The sequence below is a fragment of the Pedobacter alluvionis genome (assembly GCF_003664035.1).
GTDB lineage: Bacteria > Bacteroidota > Bacteroidia > Sphingobacteriales > Sphingobacteriaceae > Pedobacter > Pedobacter alluvionis.
This window is the reverse complement of the sequence record NZ_RCCK01000012.1, coordinates 564,284-584,898: the sequence shown is the minus strand read 5'-3', so window position 1 is coordinate 584,898 and position 20,615 is coordinate 564,284. Positions and strand designations below refer to the sequence as shown.

Sequence of the window (20,615 nt, the reverse complement as noted above, 5' to 3'; positions counted from 1 at the left end):
GGATTACAGGAAGAATGAACGGAGAATTGTTGCTGCGACAATCAAAAAGATACAGGCACCAAACCAACTTGCAGCAGTCTTGCTGGTATCCGGGTCTCCACTGCTGAATTTGTTGTAAACCTTAACGCCTCCGATCAGTCCCACAACGGCACCGATGGCATAAATTAGTTTGGTCGCCGGATCGAAATAGGAGGTGACCATCTGGGTAGCTTCATTGATGCCGCCTACTCCATTTCCCTGTGCAAATACACCTGTACCTGCCAGTAATACCATAGAGGTGAGGACCAGCTTTTTTCTTTGTTTTTCCATAATTAAAACAGATTAATTGTTAATTATTCCCTGCTTTTTGCAGGCTTGGAAACAAATGTATTGGGGTCATTAACCCGTCTTAATCAATTGGCATTCAGTGGAATTACTTGGCTTTCCATGACTTAAGTGGTGAAGAATTTATGTTGAAAATTAGATGCAATTTTGAGAGTGAATAGTTTTTTTTACTAAATTCATCCAAAATATTAGACGTGAAATACAGCCCTCAGGATAGGGAAGATTGGTTGGCATCAATTCATCCCGGATACGAAAATCAAACATTCATTTCTGAAGATGTAGCGCATCCAAGCCATATCCTACATTCAAGATTTTTTACGGAGAAGGAGGTTATGATTGAATACATATCTCCAAAAAAGATCTGTGGATTGGAATATGCCTGGGGTTATAATTGTCCTGCTTATAAGTCCAAAGAATGGAGAATGAAATGGATAGAGATGATTCATTCCCTTAGAAGATTAGATAGAGTGATTGATAATTTCAAAACCAAATCTGAAATCATAGCGCATATCCATGGGGATGAAGACCCAAAGGTTGTTATGCAATATGGGGATCATTATTTTACCACTAGCGGGCAACATCGACTCTGCCTAGCAAAGTTTTTGGAAGTTGATCAGGTGCAGGTTTCTGTACGTAAATATGTTTTTAATCGTAATTTGTTTTGTAGGGAAATGAGGCTAAAACGCTTTATGCCAAAGCTTATAGAGTATAGATTTCTTTCTAAATTTTATAAAGAAAACTTAGATCACGATTTTATTGGACTTAATACACAAAAAGATATTACGTACATTAAAAAGGAATACATAAAATTTCTCATTCATAGATATGAACTACTGATCTCTAATCCTCTAAAAGGAATTAAAAATGAATTAAAAGTATTCTTTTCTCCTGAAAGAACCTCATTTATCAATAATGATCTTGAGCTCTATCGATTAGATCGCATATTGCGAGAACAAATAGCTTATAACAGAAGAATTCACTGCAATAAAACTCAAAATTAGCCTTAAAACTGATTGTGGACCTTAATCCTGAAAACAGAAAAAAGAGAGTTGAAACATGGAGTGAAGAGAATCCCGATGGACGCTGGAGAAGATATAACAGTGCAGATTTATTATCAAGAGATAAAGCTAACCTAGATATCTTTTAGCTGAAAGATGATAATCTTGTTGATTTGGATAACCTACCTGAACCAGATGATTTAATCAACGATATCATCGAAAATATAGAAAGTGCTTTAGCAAATTTTTAAAACAATAAGAGATTCCGTATCCTAAAATATAGTTGATTAAATTACATAGTAAGTAAACCTACATCCTGCGGCCTTTAAGTTTTATCTGCTTTGGATGGGTTTGCTTTTTTTCTTCTATTTTTTTTGGCGTATCATCAGGTCTGATATTGATTTGAATCACACCTGCAAGAAAAGTTTTTTTCCACGGAACTCGCTTTGCAGTAAAGCGCAAATTCAAACCACATTTTAACAGGCCGGATTTAAGATCATCAAAATACTTCCTGTTCCAGCCAATTCTATCTAATAACCTTTCATGTGGAAAACTTACCGCAATTAAATCTTTTGGAAACTCTTTAATGTTTACGTAATCAGGCTCCTGGAATTCATATGTTTTTGGATTATAAGGTATGGTATATTCCCTTTTGTCACGATCGTAGTAAGATTCTATATCAGAGAACACGATACCCTTAGACAGAAATTCGTCCTTAGGGCGAAGTTTGTCCATTCGCATATCGACATAAAAGGTATGTCCTGCAATTTCAACAGTTGGCAACATTCCTTTCTTTACACGCAAATCGTAGGCTTCCTGGTCGACCATTACTTCGAAATCGGTCTTGCCGTTCACGTCATCAATGTTGTATTTAGCTGCCATGCCTTCCGGGTCTAATTTTACAAATTCCGGAATCTTAATGGTCACAACTTCCAGGTTAACGTTGATTGAAACATTTTTCTCCAGCCTGCTATATCGGAATGAATATCCATCATCCACTTCTTCCATGTCTTCATATGCGATAATGTTCTTCGGATTTGCTTTCTCTCTAAGTTCCAGCTTGTTTACATCTACAAGAAAGTCAGTTCCTTCGATAGTAATGAGCGGTAATTCACGTTCCATATATCTTTATTTTTAGGGTTGTTTTATCCCTTCAGTTCGAAATAAAGAGACCTGCCTCAAATGAATTCTCCAATATCAAAATCATCAAGATTATTCCGCAAAGTGGAAGAGCCGGAATCTACTCCCAGTGACAGCCTGCTGTCCAGAAGTTCGGCGATTTGCCGTGAAGCGTTTTCAGTCGAATTTTCCAATAGGGCGAAAAGCTCGGTTCCCTGTATTTTGTGAACGATGTCTGCCGCTTTTATTTGCATGGATGGTTCTCCGACTTCTTGTCGAAGTATCATCCCCACGGTTCCAAGTTCTTCAAAGGTAACCCCCTGGGCAAAACCGGCATCACCATCAGCAAATTCGTACCTGTTCCATTCTTCTTCCTCTTCTTCAAGATCAACTGTAGCCGTACTGAAAATTTCATCCAGCTCTTCCTGCGGAATTTGTCTTTTGAAATCTTTCTCCTTGATTTCTTCATCAAAATTATTCCCTTCCTCCACCAGGCTTTCTTTTTGGCTTTTAGAGGCAGTGTTTGGCACGATCTGTCTTTGCTGCCGCTTTGAATGCCCAATGATATCGGGTAGGATGCTATCCGTTTTACTCTCCTTTTCTACTTTTGTTGCTTGGCTATTGATGCTGATTTTATCGTGCAACAAAAGTGCGATGACTACCAAAAGGCAGATTACTATAACTGTTTCCATAATGCCATTTTTTAGAACAAACTTTTATATTTTTAGTCGAACTCCTGTGGAATCATATCTTCAAACATGGTAACATGATTTTCAGTGCTCTTATTTTTACTGAACTTTTTCATTATAAAATGGGCTTAAAACGTTCGTTGAAATAATGGGTGATATCTTCCCCAAACTCTCTGAAATGGTGTTCAAGGATATTATCAATGTAGGAGTAGAGTGTCGTCTTTTCTTCCCTGGTTAACTGCACAATACGCAGTAACCTTTCATGATATTCAGGACGTATATAAACGACCTTGCCGTTGCGTCCTGATGGGAAACGGTTGACCAGAAATAGTTCCTCATAGTCTGCTTTCTTAGATAAACCAGCCCGCACTTTTACCCTGGGTTTGTCATCCTTTTGGGTTTTCCGGTTCTGATCAGTGGTCTGTGGATTAAAAGTCTCATCCCCGCTGATCACATTCATCAGGTAGTCTTCATCGACATCAGGCTTTTCAAAGCCCTTGCTTTTATTATCAGATGCCATAACTTAATTTTTACAGATGAGTGATTTTTAAAAATTCGTTGACGAACAAATCCATTCGGGTTGCTTTCAGGAGCGGCATTTCAGCAGGCAACAGACTTGACCTGAATACATAACTTTCTGTGCCGTCTGTTTCCTTTCGGAAACGCTTGCTATCCATTATTTTCGTTTCCATGATAGGCAGGTTGATCCCATTAATAACACTTTCATAGGCATCATACAATCCAGTCTTTTCCCTGCCATCTACCTGGTTCCAGAACAGCCATATTTCTTGCTCCGTATTGCCATTGTCCGTTTGCGGAAGTCCAAGAAAAGCCTTCGTAAATCCCAATGTACTTTCCACGACCAAACGGTCAGCTGTCATAGGTGAAAAAATATAGTGCATTGCTTTCAATGTTGTCAGCACCCCTTTGGTGTTAGCAGTGCCTGGGAGGTCAAAAAATATAATATCCGGCTTAACCGCAGACTGGCTTACATATTCTGACGCCTGATCCAACGCCGTTTCGGCCTTGCATTTGAAAACAGGGTATGCTTTTTTATTGATGGAATGAAATTGCTTCATGGCTGCCTTCTTATGGTAGTCATTCTCCATAATAGTTTTCTTGTCACGTTCCCTCATACCCATCAGGCTGTACTGCGGAAAGTCACAGTCCATAACCACTACATTAAAGCCTAAACGGTAGTGAAGTACACTTGCCATTAAGGTGGTCATTGTAGATTTTCCCACACCGCCCTTTTGGGTGTAGAAGCTTATTTTTAAAGTTTTCGTTATGCTTTCCATGATGTAAAATTTTATTGTTTATTTCTTAACCTGTTATTTGGGAATAAATAATCGTGCATTTGCATATCCTTTCATTCATATATTCCAGCCAAGCCTTTTAGCTTTAATCCTGTACGGTGATCTGCATTCATATTTGCCGTGCCACCTATATTGTACAGCAGGTGTTAAACCCTGCAAAAAGAAAAACACCTTACTGTTTTTATGCTTTTGCGCTTTTAAAGTTTTATGCTTTTAAAACCTTATGCTTTTATTCCTTGCTGCCTGTGCGTAGTTCCTTTTTGTTTCCAGACTGACCTCCATTTTTTACTGCCTGCTTTAAAATTATACAGCAAATGAAGCGATTGATTTATCCACTGATTGATATGTGGCAGTGTTTAGCACATCAAAGGCAGTGTTTGGCGCTACTGCACAGTGCAATTCTTTTGTTGACAGCTCTTTACTTTGTAAAATGATTTTTAAAGATCGATTTAAACAAAAACAACCCGACAAAATGGACACTACGCTAAAGAGCATTGCGCCTTTTTCCCTGCTATCTGTAATCCGGTCCGAAGGACGGATTCTTGTGTTCACCGGAACACAGCAAGGTGTGTTTTGAGCTGCTGGAAATGAGTTCCGCAGCTCAAAACCCTTGCTCTTGCAGGGGGCTGGAAAACTTCTCCGGAGTCGAAGTTTATGTAATTTATAATGGATTGATTATGGAAGATAGTAGTCAAAAGAAAACAAGAAAAATTGGCCGTAAGCCCAAAAAAGATCCTGCTACCTTTCGGTATTCAATCAGTTTGAATTCAGAAGAAAACGCACGGTTCCTGTCTCTTTTTGAACAGTCCGGTATGAAAGTAATGGCCCATTTTATAACGGCTTGCGTTTTCGAAAAGGTGATTAAGACAGTCAAAATTGATAAATCTGAAATGGACTATTACATGCGGCTCACGACTTTATACGGACAATTCAGGGCGGTAGGGGTAAATTATAACCAGATTGTGAAGCTTTTGTATCGCAATTTTTCAGAGAAAAAAGCAGCTGCATATCTCTTTAAACTGGAAAAAGCAACGGTTGAAATGGCGAAATTATGCCAGGAAATCATCCGTCTGACACAGGAATTTGAAGCAAAGCATTTTAAAAAAGAGGAATAAGATGATCGCGAAAATCGGTAGGGGAGAGAATTTATTTGGTGCCCTTGCTTATAATAAGCTAAAGGTAGACAATGAAAATGGTCAGATCATCGCTACCCACAAAATGATCGAAACGCCAGACGGTAGATACACTGTGTCACAATTAGTCCGCTCTTTCGAGCCATATCTGATCGCAAATAATAAAACAGAAAAGCCGGTCCTGCATATCTCACTCAATCCAAATCCTAACGACCAGGTGAGTGATGAAAAGTTTCAGGACATTGCACAGGACTACATGGAGCAAATGGGTTATGGAAATCAGCCATATGTGGTTTTTAAACATACCGATATTGACCGTACCCATATTCATATCGTCTCGGTCTGCATAGATGAGGAAGGTCGAAAAATATCCGACAAATTCGATAAAAGGCGTTCTGTTAACATTACCAGGGAGTTAGAAATAAAATATGGGCTGCTACCAACAGTACCGAACGAGCAGTCGCAAAATCATAAAATATTCCGCCCGATTGATTACCGGAAAGGAAACCTAAAAAGCCAGATTGCTTCAGTAGTGCGTCATCTGCCAGCCTATTATAAATTTCAAAGCATGGGAGAATACAATGCCCTGCTATCGCTTTTTAATGTGACCAGCGAATTAGTTAAAGGTGAACTTGATGGAATAGAAAAAGAAGGACTTATTTACTCAGCCCTTAATGAAAATGGGGAGAAAACAGGCAATCCGCTAAAGGCTTCATTATTTGGTAAAAAGGCTGGATTACCTTTTCTTCGACAGCATTTCGAAAGATCCAAAGAAGAATTGAATAAGGAGCCTTCCAAAATAATGCTTATCAGTACGGTAGAGATGGCAATGCAAACCTCCACCGATGAAGTCAGTTTTAAAAAACAATTGCAGGAGCAGGGGATCAATACGGTTGTCCGTCGCAATGAAGACGGTCGTGTCTATGGGATCACCTTTATTGATCACAACTCGAAGACCGTGTGGAATGGTTCGCGCTTGGGTAAACAATGTTCTGCCAATGTATTTAATGAATGGTGGAACCATCAAAAAAGACCAAAACATACAACTGAAAAACAATCCCAAACTGCCAAAAATCCTCAAAAAAAATACGTCAAAAACACCGCTGAAAAGCCGCATCATCTGTTTGATTTTCTTTATGGAACTCAAAATTCAAATGCTCAGGATGAGGGAGGCTTTTTAGAAAGCCTAGATGGTTTGCTTCCACAATCTCAAGGCGAAGATTATGATGAGCTAATATTTGAAAACCAAATGAAGAAAAAGAAAAAACGAAAACCTGGTCGGCAAACTTAATTCCTCATTCCGGTAGTGGGTAATCATACAACAGCTCTCTTTTACTCCAGTACGTCTTCATTAATAAAGTCGTATTCTTTATCAATCAGTTGCTGTAAATATTCTTCAAAGCTGTCTGCAATGACACTGAACTCATCCGGATCATGTAAAAATCTTATAATCTGGCCCTTTGTTCCTGTTTCTGAAGGACTGAAATCAATGAACAACTGTGAAGTTCCGCCATTGTTCATGCAATCTGAAAAGTGAAGCCATTTCAGGCCTTTTGTTGTGCCGGTGATTTTTTTATTGATCTCTACTTCCTGATATTTACGGTCAATATAATCCGAATAATATTTAACTGCCATATCCTTATCTTCGATCATTTCTCGAGAGGACAGTAGGTAATATGGATATCCTTGCATGTCGGAGCCGAGAAAATAAAAAGCAATTTCTTCCCCCTCATATTCCCGCCAATACGTTCCGTCTACATATTTTAGCAGGCAGACAAGGGCATCCGGAATATCCGGGTAGATCCCGAAAAGCCTTTCAATATCTTCGTGGCTCGCTCCATGCTTAATTTTTTCAAAGTGATCCCAGGATTCTCCTGCCTGATTCTCGGAGTACGCTTTTTTCAGTCCGGATATATACTGTTGTGCTGTCTGATCCATGTTTTTAGTTTCTAAATTACGGATTTCTGGTGAAATCCAAAGTTCGTTATCCAAGTTAAATCCCGGATTGATTTTAATATCCCAAAAGCTTACCCTTAAGATCTAGCGCCATTTGACGCCAAGTACCGCCAACAAGTGCCAGTTTATAATACCCATTTATATCTTGATTTAGCTTGAGCTCCTAACATTAAAACAACAAAATGCAAGGAGAAGACGATTTAAGAGGTCTCGCTAAAATCATGGGATTTATGCGGGCAGTAAGCATAATTATAGTGCTCATTCACCTTTATTGGTATTGCTATGGATTTTTCCTTGAACAGCACTGGAACCTTGACCTGATCAATAAAGTCCTGGTAAACTTTCAGAATACAGCAGGCTTATTTTCGCATCCACTCTACACCAAGACTTTTTCGATCTTGCTGCTCGCTTTGAGCTGCCTCGGCACCAAAGGCGTTAAAAATGAAAAGATTACCTGGAAGAAAATTCACATCGCACTGGCGGCGGGGTTTATACTGTTTTTTCTCAACACCCCATTACTCAAGCTAGCTGTTGACACAGCAGTTTTCTTTTATACGCTTAGTTTAAGCCTGGGCTACATATGTCTCATGGTATCAGGTGTGTGGATGAGCAGGCTGCTTAAAGACAACCTGATGGATGATGTTTTCAATATGGAAAACGAAAGTTTCATGCAGGAAACCAAACTGATGGAAAACGAATATTCCGTCAACTTACCTACCAGGTTCTGGTACAACAAAAAACAGCATAATGGCTGGATTAACATTGTGAATCCTTTCAGGGCCACCATTGTGCTGGGAACACCGGGTTCTGGGAAATCCTATGCTGTGGTCAACAACTTTATCAAGCAGCAGATCGAAAAGGGCTTCTCCATGTATATCTACGATTTCAAGTTCGATGACCTTTCTACAATTGCCTACAATCATCTTTTAAAGCATACCGATAAATACGAGGTAAAGCCAAAATTCTATGTGATCAATTTCGACGATCCACGCAAAAGCCATCGCTGCAATCCGATCAATCCGGATTTCATGACGGATATATCAGATGCTTATGAATCAGCATACACGATTATGCTTAATCTTAACCGAAGCTGGATTCAGAAACAAGGGGATTTCTTTGTTGAGTCTCCGATAATTCTCTTGGCAGCTATTATCTGGTTTCTTAAGATCTATGATAATGGCAGATACTGCACTTTTCCCCATGCTATTGAATTGCTGAACAAAAAGTATTCGGATGTATTTACCATTCTTACTTCTTATCCCGATCTGGAAAATTACCTTTCACCTTTTATGGATGCCTGGCAGGGAGGAGCGCAGGATCAACTACAGGGACAGATTGCTTCTGCGAAAATTCCACTCTCCAGAATGATCTCGCCTCAACTCTACTGGGTAATGACCGGTGATGATTTTTCATTGGATATCAATAATCCAAATGAACCTAAAATACTTTGTGTCGGCAATAATCCTGACCGTCAGAATATTTACTCAGCTGCTCTTGGGCTGTACAATTCCAGAATTGTCAAACTGATCAATAAGAAAGGGCAACTAAAAAGTTCTGTGATCATAGATGAACTACCCACGATTTACTTCAGGGGACTGGACAATTTGATCGCAACGGCTCGTAGTAATAAGGTTGCTGTTTGCCTGGGTTTTCAGGATTTTTCACAATTAATACGTGATTATGGCGATAAAGAAGCTAAGGTTATCCAGAATACGGTAGGCAATATATTCAGTGGACAGGTGGTTGGAGAGACCGCAAAAAGTTTATCTGAACGTTTTGGGAAGGTTCTGCAGAAACGACAAAGCCTGAGCATCAATCGAAATGATAAATCCACTTCAATCTCAACACAACTTGACAGTTTAATACCGGCTTCCAAAATTTCAACACTGACCCAAGGTGTATTTGTGGGTGCTGTATCAGATAATTTTGAGGAACGGATTGAACAGAAAATTTTCCATGCAGAAATCATTGTTGATAACGAAAAGGTAGCGCAAGAAACCAAACAATATCAAAAAATCCCACAGATCGCACTATTCGAGGATAATGAAGGAAAAGACACCATGAAACAAGAAATTGAAGCCAACTATAAGCAGATCAAAACAGATGTAATCAAAATTATAACAAATGAGCTGGAAAGAATTAAGAATGATCCAGATTTGCAGCACTTAGTACCGAAAGATTAAAATAAATGGAGGTGTCATATATCATGATATGAGTATGGTTAAGATTACATACCCTTTTTAATAATAAAATCCCCGAAATCTACTGTTTTGCTTACATTATCTTTGATTACTTCAAGTTTTTTCTCCTCATTATCACTTTCGTCTATAGAAGTATAAGTCACAGGAACAACAATTTTAAATTGATTATCCATAATACCAAATAAAGGCTTACCATCTGCCTCTCTTTTAGATATTATAAAATAATGATTATCATAGGTATAAGGCACAATGCTTGAATACTCAAAAGGAGCCAATAATTTCAGATCTGAATTGATGATACCCACCTTACCTTTATCATTGGTAGCTGTAATTAAATTTGCTTTATCTGATAACAAAACAGCATCTTTCAAGCTGAAAGGGAGTATATCTTTTTTTAAATTTTGATCAAAAACATCTATACTACTTTTGCCACTTTGTTTTGCAAAATATTTATCGCCTATTTTTTCAATACTCTCATATTGAAAAGGTATCAGAACTTTTTTTCCCTCAGCAATTACTCCCATTTTTTGGTTCTTATCAACAACCACATCAATGTTTCCCCGCATATTTAAATGATGATCTATATAATCCGGAAGAACGATGAGTGTTTTGTTTTGAATATCCAGCCAAACAAGGGCATCCGGTTTGTTCGCATTATGAGACATATAATAAAAATCGCTTCGCTTTTCAAGCCCGTCGTTAGTAGCCTCTACAATAACATTTCCTTTGGCATCCGATATTCCATATTTATTGTCTGCGTTTTTAAATGTTTTATACAGTCCCTTTTCTTTGTAATTTTTAATGACCAAGCCGTTTATTATAGTGTCTGTACTCTGAACATCTGCATCTTCTGCAAATTTTTTTCCTTTTTCCTGAGAACAACTGTAAAGACTACCTAGTATAAGTGAAAGTACTATTAACTTTTTCATTTCTTTAAATAATTGCATTTTAAACTGATGGAAATATAACTTAATCTTTCAAGAAATACAGACTTAAGTTTAACAAGCTTGAAAAGGAAATTAGTAAGAAAACGTCAAATAAAGAAGATAACATCCTATCTTCTAAACTGAAATGATTTATAGAGGAAATATTAGTACCCAGGAACAGATACGGCGCGTAAAGTTTGACCTTTTATCTCCATGACTTCTCCAGATTCATTAAAAGAGATATCAAGCGCTCCTGATAAAAATGAAGCTAATTTTGCAGTACATTTTTGATTAGGTGAAGTAATTTTAAAAGATTGATGCCCCTGGTATACAGTTGTACTTCCATCATTCATTTTCATGATTTGATAAGTGCCTTTTATTGAACTTTTACAATTCTTTTGATTGATGTTAATCTGAAAGTTCTTAGCATCAACTAAGTATAAAACATCAGGTTTAGTTTTGTCTTTATCCAATAAAAAAGGTTCTGCTTCTAAATTTTTTAGGTCGAAATACCATTTTGAACCTTTTAAAGTCCCATTCAACAACTGATCTTGAGGAACTTTATATTCTGCGATTTGTTTGTACAAAGGAGGTTCTTTCTCCGCTTTCTTTTTATGTTGTGCAAAAATGGTTTGCGATAATAACAAAAGGACTAACAATATATTTTTCATTTTCTAAAGTTTAGTAGTTAGCAAAAAATATATAATAATTTTCGATGGGAACGCAGCCTATATAAAAATCAAGTTCCCGCAATTGCCCAACTTGTGATGAATCCAAAAGCAAAGATGATGAGCGGGAAATAAGTATGCAGTGGACTTGATTGAAACAAAAGATACTACCCTTCATAACACACCTCTGGATAAATGAATGCCTTTTGTTCGTACTATTGCTTCCGAACTATCAGAAACCGATGATTTTTTTTCGACCGTTTCAGCTGATTGTTCATTGTCTGACATTATAGTTAGCTGTATTTTTCTATCCACTGCCGAAAGTTCGGTTTTTAAATCAGTTAGTTTATTTTCCTTCGACCATGTGCCTTCTACAATATCGTGTAAAACGGGAAGATCTTTTTGCAGTTCGTCCAATTTCTTTTGTTGCTCACTCATCAGGCCCGGTATTTTATCGAGTGCATTGAGAAAGTTCATCGCTGCCAGCTTGGATTCTGTTGCCATGATGCCATTATTGTAGGTGTATTTGATATTATTCTCACCCGTAATAAAAAACTTATTGACTTTAACATCTGCTTCCTCTTTTTGAGAAACCTCTGTTTTAACGAGTAAGGTAAAACCGTATAAGCTTCCGATCTCCTGATACTCTCCCGAAGTCCTTGCTTTCTTTGCGATTTCGTTAAGTTTACTACCAATTAGTTTGACATCTGCATCTTGTGGTACGTCGTGAAGTTTAATCGGATTTAGCACTACTCCATCTTTATTTTTCATGATCCTTTTTTCAAGATTACTCCAATCCAGATTCATCCGATCCAACCGGGATTTTGCAGCTTCAATTGACACAGTAAGTTCCTCAAGCTTAAATTTAGAAACAAATTTGGACCGATTATATGCCTGGCGCTCACTTTCCAACCCGGCAATCTGCTTTTCCAGTTTTGCCTTTTCCAACAAATCGGTATTCCCTGAAAGGATAGCCACATATTCAGAAAAATTCATTCCTGACTTTTCATCCATGCTGCCTTCATCAATAGTCCGTTTTCCGAGGCTGTTATTCTTGAGCTGATCAATAAACAGTTGCTTATTGTACAACAGGTTGAACTTATAGCTGTCAAGCGACTTTTCCACCGCATAGATAATTACATCAACAGTGTTTTCAGCAAAGAACTTGGCTATTTCATTGCCTTTTCTAATCGCCCTGCCATCCCGCTGCGCCAGGTCACTTGGTCTCCACGGCGTGTCCAGATGGTGGATGGCTACTGCTCTTTTCTGAGCATTAACACCGGTTCCAAGCATTTCAGTTGATCCAAACAATACCCGGATCGTTCCTTCATTCATCCACCTGATAAAATCTTTACGCTGCTTATCGTTCTTCGCTTCCTGAATGAACCTAATTTCATGAGCTGGAATATTATGGTCTTCCACGAGCTTACGTTTAATTTCAGAGTACACATTCCATTCTCCAGGCTTATAAGTGCCCAGGTCAGAGAAAACGAACTGCGTTCCTTTCTGTGCATCATATTTTTTGTAGTATTTGGTAAGATTTGCGGCACAATGGGAAGCTTTATTATCGGGATCATCTTGATATTTTTGGCTGATCATCCGCATATCCAAAGACATTTTCCTGGCATAATCCGTTGCAATCAGCATTTTGGCTTTTTCTTCGCTTTTGGAGAGCGGTTCTCTTCCCAATAAAAGGGCGTTACCTGTCTTGGCAAACTCCATCAGCTTTTTGATGAAAACCTCCTGCTCAGGAGTAGGAGGAATGTTATAGAGGATTTCTTTTTTTTCAGGACGGTCAATACCGATGTCCTTTGCTGTTCGGTAATCCGTGATCTCCGAATAGAATTGCGCCAGCTCAGGAACTTTGATGAAGTAACGGAACCGTTCTTTCTGTACGATATTATTCGCTACTGAAAATTCGTAATCTGTCGTTTTCCTTGCATAAATGGCAGCCCATGCATCAAAACAGGTAATACCTTGTTTTTCCAGGGCTTTGGGACGGAGGTATTTGAATAATAAATACAGCTCAGTCAGTGAGTTGCTGATGGTAGTTCCGGACAGGAATGTAGCACCGAGATCTTTTCCTGTTCTTTCCTGAATGGTACGAATAGCAAAGAGCAGGTTAAGCGCTTTTTGGCTTCCCTGCATATTACCCAATCCTGCCACACGGTCGTGCCGGGTATTGAACATTAAATTTTTAAAGCGGTGGCTTTCATCAACTAAAAGGTGATCAATGCCCATCATTTTAAAATCTACCACATCATCTTTTCGATTTTCAATGTCATGTTCCAGGGTTTTCAACCTTACTTCAAGATTTTGTTTTCTGACAAGTACCCCTTTAAGCATCGCCCGCGATATGTCTTTACCTTGCGCCTCCAGTGCATCCAGATTTTTTTCAACGCTATCCAGTTCCGCTTCTAAAATTTCCTTTTGCAGTTCCGGTGACTGAGGGATCATTCCAAACTGATCGTGGGTCAGAATGATGCAGTCCCAATCATTATTCTTAATGTCGCCGAAAATCTTCAGACGTTTTTGTGGTGTAAAATCCTCTTTCCCCGGATACAGGATTTTGGCATGGGGATAGGCAGTACGGTAGGTTTCTGCTATTTCATGGACATTTGCTTTCAGGCCAATGATCATGGGTTTATGTACCATTCCCAAACGCTTCATTTCCTGTGCAGCGGTACACATAATCAATGTCTTTCCGGCTCCGACCTCATGGTCACAGATCGCCCCGCCATTGAGTTTGATCATCCAGACCGCATCTTTTTGACTGGCATAGAGGTCGTCAATTCCGAGTGCCTTTCGGTCCAGGCCTGGGAACTCCTGATGAGCCCCATTGTATTGGGGACGTACAAAACAGTTAAAAGTATCGTTATACGAATCGGTCAGGCGTTTTTTAAAATCGTCATTCTGATTGTGAAGCCACTCACTGAAAGCGGTACGAATTTCATCAATCTTACTATTGGCCATTTGGATCGCCTCCATATCACGAACGGTAACTTCCTGACCCCCGATTTCTACTTTTTTGGTGATATTAGGCGTGGTGTTGACCAATGCATTTTTTAGCAGAGCAATTCCATCGAATGTTCGGCTCTCTGACTGTATCGCATACTTTTGGGTGATCTGCGCATTCTTTTTATCACACGCAATCGAAAAATCATCACTGGCTTCTGTATAATTGATTCGTACTTCGGTCTCGAAAAGGTGAGAGGCAAAGTGTTCATAAATCTTTGTCGGTATCCAGCGTTCGCCAAGATTAAAGTCCAGTTCTTCAAATTCAATTCTTCTGGGTCTTGCTTCCTGTAGTGCGATAAGACTGGCTCTGCTTTCAAGGTCACCTGAATTTTCAGCCAAATAAGCTTCAGTCTGTTGTGCTTTTTCCACCACGTTTCCAGAAACCCATTTTTCAGTGATCTCGTACTGCTGAATGAGTGGATTGTAAAAAATCCTGCCTTTCAAAGCTGTTTTAAGATCTTCAATCGGCATTTCGCTGATCTGGTACATAAAGTCCAGATTGACACTTCCATATCGGTTAAGACAAGCAGCCAGGGCTTCTTCGGGATTATTGGTCGTAAGTGTCGTTGTCGAGAAGGTAACAGGGCGGTGGAAGATGTCGGCTTTGTGCACTACTCCACCCAATACTCGCTCTAAATAAGGAACTTCTTTTCCGGAAGCATCTGTTTTGATTAGCTTGATATTTTCTGCACTGTTGAGATTACCGTATTTTTTGACAAAAGCATCATACAGGTTATTAAGCATCTGTCTTTCATGTTCATGCTCGGTTTGTTGTTCCGCTTCTTTTTTATAAAGTTCTGAGTAAATATCACGAACAGATAGGTAAGCCTCGGCCCTTGCTTTCTGCGTTGAAGGCAGGAGCAGTGGATGAAACTCCGCTGCTGATTTATCCTTGTTCAACTTTTTCAGGTAACCGACCTGACCGTTTTGAAGTACAAGAGAATCATTTCGATGGCAGTCCATAAGAGTACTTGTAAAAGCCGTCGGCTCGGTATTGTTCGAAACCGTTGATGCTGTTTCAGTTTGTCCATTGTAGTTCTCAGAGAATAAATCACCAATGAATGCTTCCTGCTGTGTTAAACCTGGTTTTATTTTCTGGGCATTTGAGGAAGCAGGAGCGTTACTTTGCGCATCCGGCAGGTTGAATAAACTGGGCTGATAGCCAGCTGGTTTTCTCTTTGTGGCTGATTTCTTTTTTGGATTTACGCTTTTTGTGGGAGCTTTAGAAGCAGGCTGTAACTGATTTTCATACAGGTCAAAGAGGCTTAACTGTACTTCACCTGAAGAAGTCTCATCAGTTTTTTCTATTACCGTATTTGCCGGATGCTGTGTTTCCTGTTTCTCAATAAAGGTTGTAGCTGCCTGTGCAGTAGTTTCTTTACTAGTAATTTGCTCTATAACAGAGTCTTGATGAAGCCCTTGTTTGTATAGCTCTACATTCAGATAGCTGCTAAGATCTTCAGAAAGCATTTTGCGAAGTTCCACAGAGATACTATCCACGCCGCCAAACTGCGAGTAAGTAAGAGCAGGTTTCCCATATCCATCCATCGCTAATGTCCGGCTCGTATGAATAATTCTTTCACTGCCATGAAACAAAGCATTGCCAGGTGTTTTGTATTCTGTCAGCTGGCTTTGGCAGAATAATTCCTCTCTTGCAGTAAGGCTATTTTTATGGGTATTCTTTTGAAGAATAATCAAGTCACTGCCAACATCAGTACCCGCATTTTCACTAAAGAGATTGTTTGGAAACCTTATCGCTGAGATCAAATCACATTCTTTCATTAAGGCTTGCCTTATAGGTTCATTACTTGGGCTGTTCAATACGCCCTGAGAGGAAATAAAAGCAAGCAAACCACCATCACGCAGCATATCGATCCCCTTTAAAAAGAAATAATTATGAACCGTTTTAGCGGATTGCTTTCTTGACTCATCCTTTCCTCTGCTGTAAGAAAGGTCGAAAACTGCGGTTTCTCCAAAAGGGATATTGCTGGCAACGACATCATAACTGCCATTTACTTCTGCCGGTATTTCTTCAAATTCGCTAATGTTTACCTCCGCATCAGGATAAAGCTGTCTGAGTATTTTACCCGTTAGCAGGTCTTTTTCATAGGCAGCAACAGCAAATGCTTCCTGTTGGGTAAACGAATGGATGAAAGCACCGACTCCTGCGGAAGGTTCAAGGAATTTTTGGATTTTAACATCGTGTGCTCTTAGAGTATCCGATATTGCGTCAATAATTTTGTCAGGAGTGTAGAACGCTGTTAGTACGGAACTGCGCATACTTTCAACGTACCTTCGGTACTCTTTTTCATCGACCGAATGATCAAGTAAAATCTGCCTCAGCTCTTGGACCATAGGGTAGAAATCATGGTCGGTTTTTCTCCAGTGATTAATATCAACAGGCTCTTCAAAAGGATTCAGGATAAACTTGAGTCCACCAAACCCTCCATACTGCATTAATGCACGTTTTTCCTCATCTAATGCAGATCGTTTACTTGTTTCAAGCTCAAAGACTATACGGAGGGCATCAATGTTCGATCTAAGCTGCTGTCGTTTATTGAAGCCCATTTTCCTCGATCCAGATTTGAATGATGCCCGTTAACTCTGTATAAAGGATGTCAAACTCAGGACTGTCGGCAAACTCTTCGGTTAAGGTATATTGTGCGAAAACAGTTTCGCACACGGTCAGCATTTTTATGGAAAAAGGACGAAGCTCTTCATCCGCCATAAGCTGATGGAATTCGTTACAGACTACTTTGAAAACCAAATCAAATTTTGAGAAGTGTAAATCCTCAAATAGAACTTTTTCAGCAATTTCTGTGCATATATCTATACGATTACCGTTAAGGAAAGCTTGCTCGTAGGTATTCTCGGCCAACTTTAAGCGTTGGTCAATAAATTTTAAATCATTTGCTAGTTCAGGAAAACTAATGTGTAGTAACTCCTTAAGCCTTAATGCAAAATAGGAAAGGTCCTTTCTCTTGTTATCCATTTTATTTTTTATGATGGATAAAAATATATTGGAGAACTACTCTCTTTATTATAATGCTTTTAATGGCACCATTTGGCTTAGAATGTCCTTTTCGAACAGTAATAAAATTATTAATATATTATACCCACAAAAATTATAACCTGCGAACTATGGAACATCCAGCAGAAATCTATAACAAAGCCAAGCGCATTATTTTCAGCATTTTTAACAAGGACGGAACTTTGGAAGCTTATAAAATGTTGGATAATTATCGTAACAAACTAAAACCAACAGATTGGTTCGGTCTCAAAGCGGAGCTAGATTTCTATTCCAACCACAAAGATGAATTTACTCTTGACCCAACTTTTGATTTTGGGATAAAATGTGATTTTACAGGGAATTTTGACGGGGTTGATAATTGTAGAATTGATATTACGACAAATCTTGATTACAAAAGACTTCATGATTACGAAGCCATCCAACGCAAGGATAACAGAAAGTATAAAATCGTTGTGATGGATAAACAAACCGGTAAAATTGCCGATATTTTCGATCTGAATTTTCCTATTGACAGCTCCGGCGAAGGAAGAATATTTGATATTGCACTATTTATGCCATCTGATTCAGACCCGGATGGTCTAAGATATAATTTCTACCAGGATATCTGGGAAATAGGCAGTATTGATACTGCTTATTACAGTACTCACAAAACAACTTGTACTGATTGGTACATTCCTGATTTCCAATATCTGACTCAAAATTTACCCGATGAAGTTAATTATGATGAAGAAATTAAGAAACATGCGGTTTCGAGTTCTAAAGTTCTTGACAGATCTACCAACAGCAATATAGTTGCTTGTGCACAACCTTTTTACGCTATTACCGATCCTCATACCGGAGAAGGAGACTGGGTGACCAAGGTTTATTGGAAGCACCCGGTCGTCGCTGATTATATTGATGATATTCTGTTTGTGATCTAAAAGGATAGATTTAATCAATAGGAACATGACTTATAGTCTTTCTGTTGAGATACCCTTTTATCAGGATTCTTCCGAATTTCTCTGTGTAAATTTTAAAAGAAACTATTCCGACTTTAAGAAATTGAAAGATAAAGCACAAACAGATCTCTGTGTTTTTTTACAAGGTCAAGTTGAGTTAAAAGAGATGAATATTAATGTTTTGAAAGCTTTGCCGGTACTCTGTTGGCGTATATCCGGAGTATCTTTTAAAATACTTTCCAAAAGATGATGGATCACTAAACTGCAGCATGTCGGATATTTCTGAAATATTATTAAACTTGTTAGACAATAATATCTTAGCTTCCCTAATCAAGCCTTCATTGATGACAACACTTGGCGATTTACCAAGTACGTTTTTAATAACTTTTGAAAGGTGCCTCAATGATATATGAAGTGAATCAGCGTAAAATTGTACACTACGTTCTGTTTTTATATATGTGTTCAGAAAAGCAATAAAATTGTCAGCAATCTCCTCACTGCGATTTAGTTTCATCTTCGGCACATCGTTCCCTCTATAAAATACTAATGAAGATGTGTACAAAAATGCAAGAAAAGAATATTTTAAAATCTGATTCAAATATGGGGTATTAACATCATATTTCGTCTTCCTGTATAAACTAGTGAGATCAGAGCAAACGTCTCGTGATTCCTCAGTAGTCAACATACAATGCATTTGAATTTTATCGGAAAATATACGTGCCATTTTTTCACTCTCAGTATATATTCCTATAGATTGCAAATAACTTTTTGTAAAACTACACCCTATAAATGAACAGTCTTCTGATTTTTTTCTAATTTCATATTTTGATCCCGGTAATGCAAAAAATAAGCTATTACCATTTAGAATATAAAATTTAGCATTACATAAAAGGTGCAGGGATCCCCTTTCAATATGGATTATAGAAAAATTAGCGGATTGGAAAGGGTACTCTAATCTAATATTTTCAAGGACGTCTTCCTGACAGAAAACAGTCAGCTCTGGTGAAGTTTCCAAATCATCAGTCTTCATAGTGTGTTTAGTGTTAATTATATATCATCAACAAAATTACACGTTTTTTGAATTTGCTTATCAAATTAAACATTAATCTTTCTTTTAGTTCTTTCAGCTAAAAGAAAGATTAAAATATTATTTTAAGTTTTTACCAAAAAATTCTGTAAGTTTTTCCAGTGCGGAAGAAACAAAACAATCAATATCATAGAGGTCGAGGTGAGTTGCATTATCAATGATGAATAATTCCTTCGGTTCTTCAGCGGTTTCGTATGCAATCTCATTTTGTTTTCTACTTCCAGCTTTACTTCCAGCAATTAATAGAATTGGATTGGGCGATATCAACTTAATTGTATCCAATGCTGAAAAAGTTGCTAGTTTTTCCATTGAAGAGGGTAATATCTTATTCTCCCAATTAGGATGTGCACCTCTAGAAGTATTAAAATAGTAGTCTGGTGCCTGTTTTAATAAATCCATTACATTCGGTGCGTCAGCAGGAGGTATCAATGGATAATAGATAGGTTCTTTGCCTAAAGCAATTTCACTTCTAGTATGAGAACATGCATCTAACACCGAAATTAAAGTTTTGTGGTCTCCAAATTGCTCCGCCATCGCTCCACGTTGATCCGTCATTCCACTAACAGTAGCAACAGCTTTAATTCGTCTGTCAGTTGCTGCTGCTGTTGGAGCTACACCGCCACCTCCACATATTCCCATTACCCCTATGCGCTCAGAATCTACTTCAGTTCTTGTTGTCAAATAGCTCACAGCATTCTTCGTGTCCTCTACTTTCGTAAATGGATCTTCATCAAAACGAGGATAACCTTCACTTTCTCCATAAGAACGATGATCAAAGGCCAACGCTATAAATCCTTTTTTTGACAATTCACTGGCGTAACGTCCAGAAGTCTGTTCTTTAATGCCACCTCCGGGTGATAGAACAATTACTGCGGGTCTTTTTTCTCCCTCTTTAAAGTCAAAGGGAATATATAAATGACCAGCTAAGGTTAAATTACCACTTCTGAAATGTACACTCTTAGGTTCTTGAATACCTTCATCCATTTTTGAATCGATTATTGAACCTCCTTCTATTGAAGAATTATTCTTTTCCATATTTTAACTTTTAATTTGATGTAAAATTATCATTTAAACCTTCTTATGGTTAAGTCAATATTCAGTAGAAAATAGTCAGATAGTAGCAATTTGTAATAGTAGTTGTTGGAGGGTGGCTATTTTCTATTTAACTGATTTTGAAAATTCTAAATCGTCTCCATATAACATTGGCGAGA

General features: G+C 38.3%; 17 protein-coding genes. 5 read left to right on the top strand and 12 right to left on the bottom strand.

The window, feature by feature from the left end; genetic code table 11:
• Window positions 1–3: 3 nt before the first annotated feature.
• On the bottom strand, window positions 4–309 hold the full coding sequence (locus tag BCL90_RS16410) for a DUF4134 domain-containing protein (protein ID WP_121285072.1): 306 nt from the start codon (window positions 307–309) through the stop codon (window positions 4–6).
• Between the two features lie 209 nt (window positions 310–518).
• On the opposite strand from BCL90_RS16410, the gene BCL90_RS16405 reads away from it, so the two are divergent.
• Window positions 519–1,325 (top strand): hypothetical protein, encoded by an 807-nt coding sequence (locus tag BCL90_RS16405; protein ID WP_121285071.1) that lies wholly within the window; start codon window positions 519–521, stop codon window positions 1,323–1,325.
• A 306-nt stretch (window positions 1,326–1,631) separates the two neighbouring features.
• On the opposite strand, the gene BCL90_RS16400 is transcribed toward BCL90_RS16405, so the two are convergent.
• From BCL90_RS16400 to BCL90_RS16385, 4 genes are all read right to left on the bottom strand, one after another.
• Window positions 1,632–2,444: a hypothetical protein gene (locus tag BCL90_RS16400; RefSeq protein WP_121285070.1), complete on the bottom strand. Its 813-nt coding sequence runs from the start codon at window positions 2,442–2,444 to the stop codon at window positions 1,632–1,634.
• A gap of 56 nt (window positions 2,445–2,500) precedes the next feature.
• The gene (locus tag BCL90_RS16395) at window positions 2,501–3,133 is read right to left on the bottom strand and encodes a conjugal transfer protein TraD (RefSeq protein ID WP_121285069.1); all 633 of its coding nucleotides are present in this window, start codon (window positions 3,131–3,133) and stop codon (window positions 2,501–2,503) included.
• A 112-nt stretch (window positions 3,134–3,245) separates the two neighbouring features.
• Window positions 3,246–3,650, bottom strand: a complete 405-nt coding sequence (locus tag BCL90_RS16390) for a DUF3408 domain-containing protein (protein WP_121285068.1) — start codon at window positions 3,648–3,650, stop codon at window positions 3,246–3,248.
• Window positions 3,651–3,660: 10 nt separating this feature from the next.
• A complete protein-coding gene (locus tag BCL90_RS16385; RefSeq protein WP_121285067.1) occupies window positions 3,661–4,428 on the bottom strand; it encodes a ParA family protein in 768 nt (255 codons plus the stop codon).
• A gap of 695 nt (window positions 4,429–5,123) precedes the next feature.
• Here BCL90_RS16385 and mobA point away from each other — a divergent pair.
• Window positions 5,124–5,561: a conjugal transfer protein MobA gene (mobA, locus tag BCL90_RS16380; protein ID WP_121285175.1), complete on the top strand. Its 438-nt coding sequence runs from the start codon at window positions 5,124–5,126 to the stop codon at window positions 5,559–5,561.
• A gap of 1 nt (window position 5,562) precedes the next feature.
• Complete coding sequence (gene mobB / locus BCL90_RS16375) at window positions 5,563–6,870, top strand: conjugal transfer protein MobB (RefSeq protein ID WP_121285066.1); 1,308 nt, start codon at window positions 5,563–5,565, stop codon at window positions 6,868–6,870.
• A 41-nt stretch (window positions 6,871–6,911) separates the two neighbouring features.
• On the opposite strand, the gene BCL90_RS16370 is transcribed toward mobB, so the two are convergent.
• Window positions 6,912–7,571 carry an SMI1/KNR4 family protein gene (locus tag BCL90_RS16370; RefSeq protein ID WP_208529888.1) on the bottom strand — a complete coding sequence of 220 codons (660 nt, stop codon included), beginning with the start codon at window positions 7,569–7,571 and terminating at the stop codon, window positions 6,912–6,914.
• 146 nt (window positions 7,572–7,717) lie between these two features.
• On the opposite strand from BCL90_RS16370, the gene mobC reads away from it, so the two are divergent.
• The gene (gene mobC, locus BCL90_RS16365) at window positions 7,718–9,718 is read left to right on the top strand and encodes a conjugal transfer protein MobC (protein ID WP_121285065.1); all 2,001 of its coding nucleotides are present in this window, start codon (window positions 7,718–7,720) and stop codon (window positions 9,716–9,718) included.
• A 44-nt stretch (window positions 9,719–9,762) separates the two neighbouring features.
• On the opposite strand, the gene BCL90_RS16360 is transcribed toward mobC, so the two are convergent.
• The 4 genes from BCL90_RS16360 to BCL90_RS16345 all read right to left on the bottom strand — a co-directional run bounded on the left by BCL90_RS16360 (window position 9,763) and on the right by BCL90_RS16345 (window position 17,340).
• Window positions 9,763–10,683 carry a WG repeat-containing protein gene (locus tag BCL90_RS16360; protein ID WP_121285064.1) on the bottom strand — a complete coding sequence of 307 codons (921 nt, stop codon included), beginning with the start codon at window positions 10,681–10,683 and terminating at the stop codon, window positions 9,763–9,765.
• 143 nt (window positions 10,684–10,826) lie between these two features.
• On the bottom strand, window positions 10,827–11,333 hold the full coding sequence (locus BCL90_RS16355) for a hypothetical protein (RefSeq protein WP_121285063.1): 507 nt from the start codon (window positions 11,331–11,333) through the stop codon (window positions 10,827–10,829).
• A gap of 171 nt (window positions 11,334–11,504) precedes the next feature.
• Window positions 11,505–16,916 (bottom strand): N-6 DNA methylase, encoded by a 5,412-nt coding sequence (locus BCL90_RS16350; protein ID WP_121285062.1) that lies wholly within the window; start codon window positions 16,914–16,916, stop codon window positions 11,505–11,507.
• Window positions 16,903–17,340, bottom strand: a complete 438-nt coding sequence (locus tag BCL90_RS16345) for a DUF1896 family protein (protein ID WP_121285061.1) — start codon at window positions 17,338–17,340, stop codon at window positions 16,903–16,905. The genes BCL90_RS16350 and BCL90_RS16345 overlap by 14 nt, the downstream gene beginning before the upstream one ends.
• A 62-nt stretch (window positions 17,341–17,402) precedes the next feature.
• Here BCL90_RS16345 and BCL90_RS16340 point away from each other — a divergent pair, with 62 nt between their 5' ends.
• A complete protein-coding gene (locus BCL90_RS16340) occupies window positions 17,403–18,299 on the top strand; it encodes a hypothetical protein (RefSeq protein ID WP_134380682.1) in 897 nt (298 codons plus the stop codon).
• A gap of 175 nt (window positions 18,300–18,474) precedes the next feature.
• Here BCL90_RS16340 and BCL90_RS16335 read toward each other — a convergent pair whose 3' ends face one another.
• Window positions 18,475–19,347, bottom strand: coding sequence for a helix-turn-helix domain-containing protein (locus tag BCL90_RS16335; protein ID WP_121285059.1), 873 nt, complete (start codon window positions 19,345–19,347; stop codon window positions 18,475–18,477).
• Between the two features lie 117 nt (window positions 19,348–19,464).
• Window positions 19,465–20,439: an alpha/beta hydrolase gene (locus tag BCL90_RS16330; RefSeq protein WP_208529887.1), complete on the bottom strand. Its 975-nt coding sequence runs from the start codon at window positions 20,437–20,439 to the stop codon at window positions 19,465–19,467.
• Window positions 20,440–20,615 lie beyond the last annotated feature (176 nt).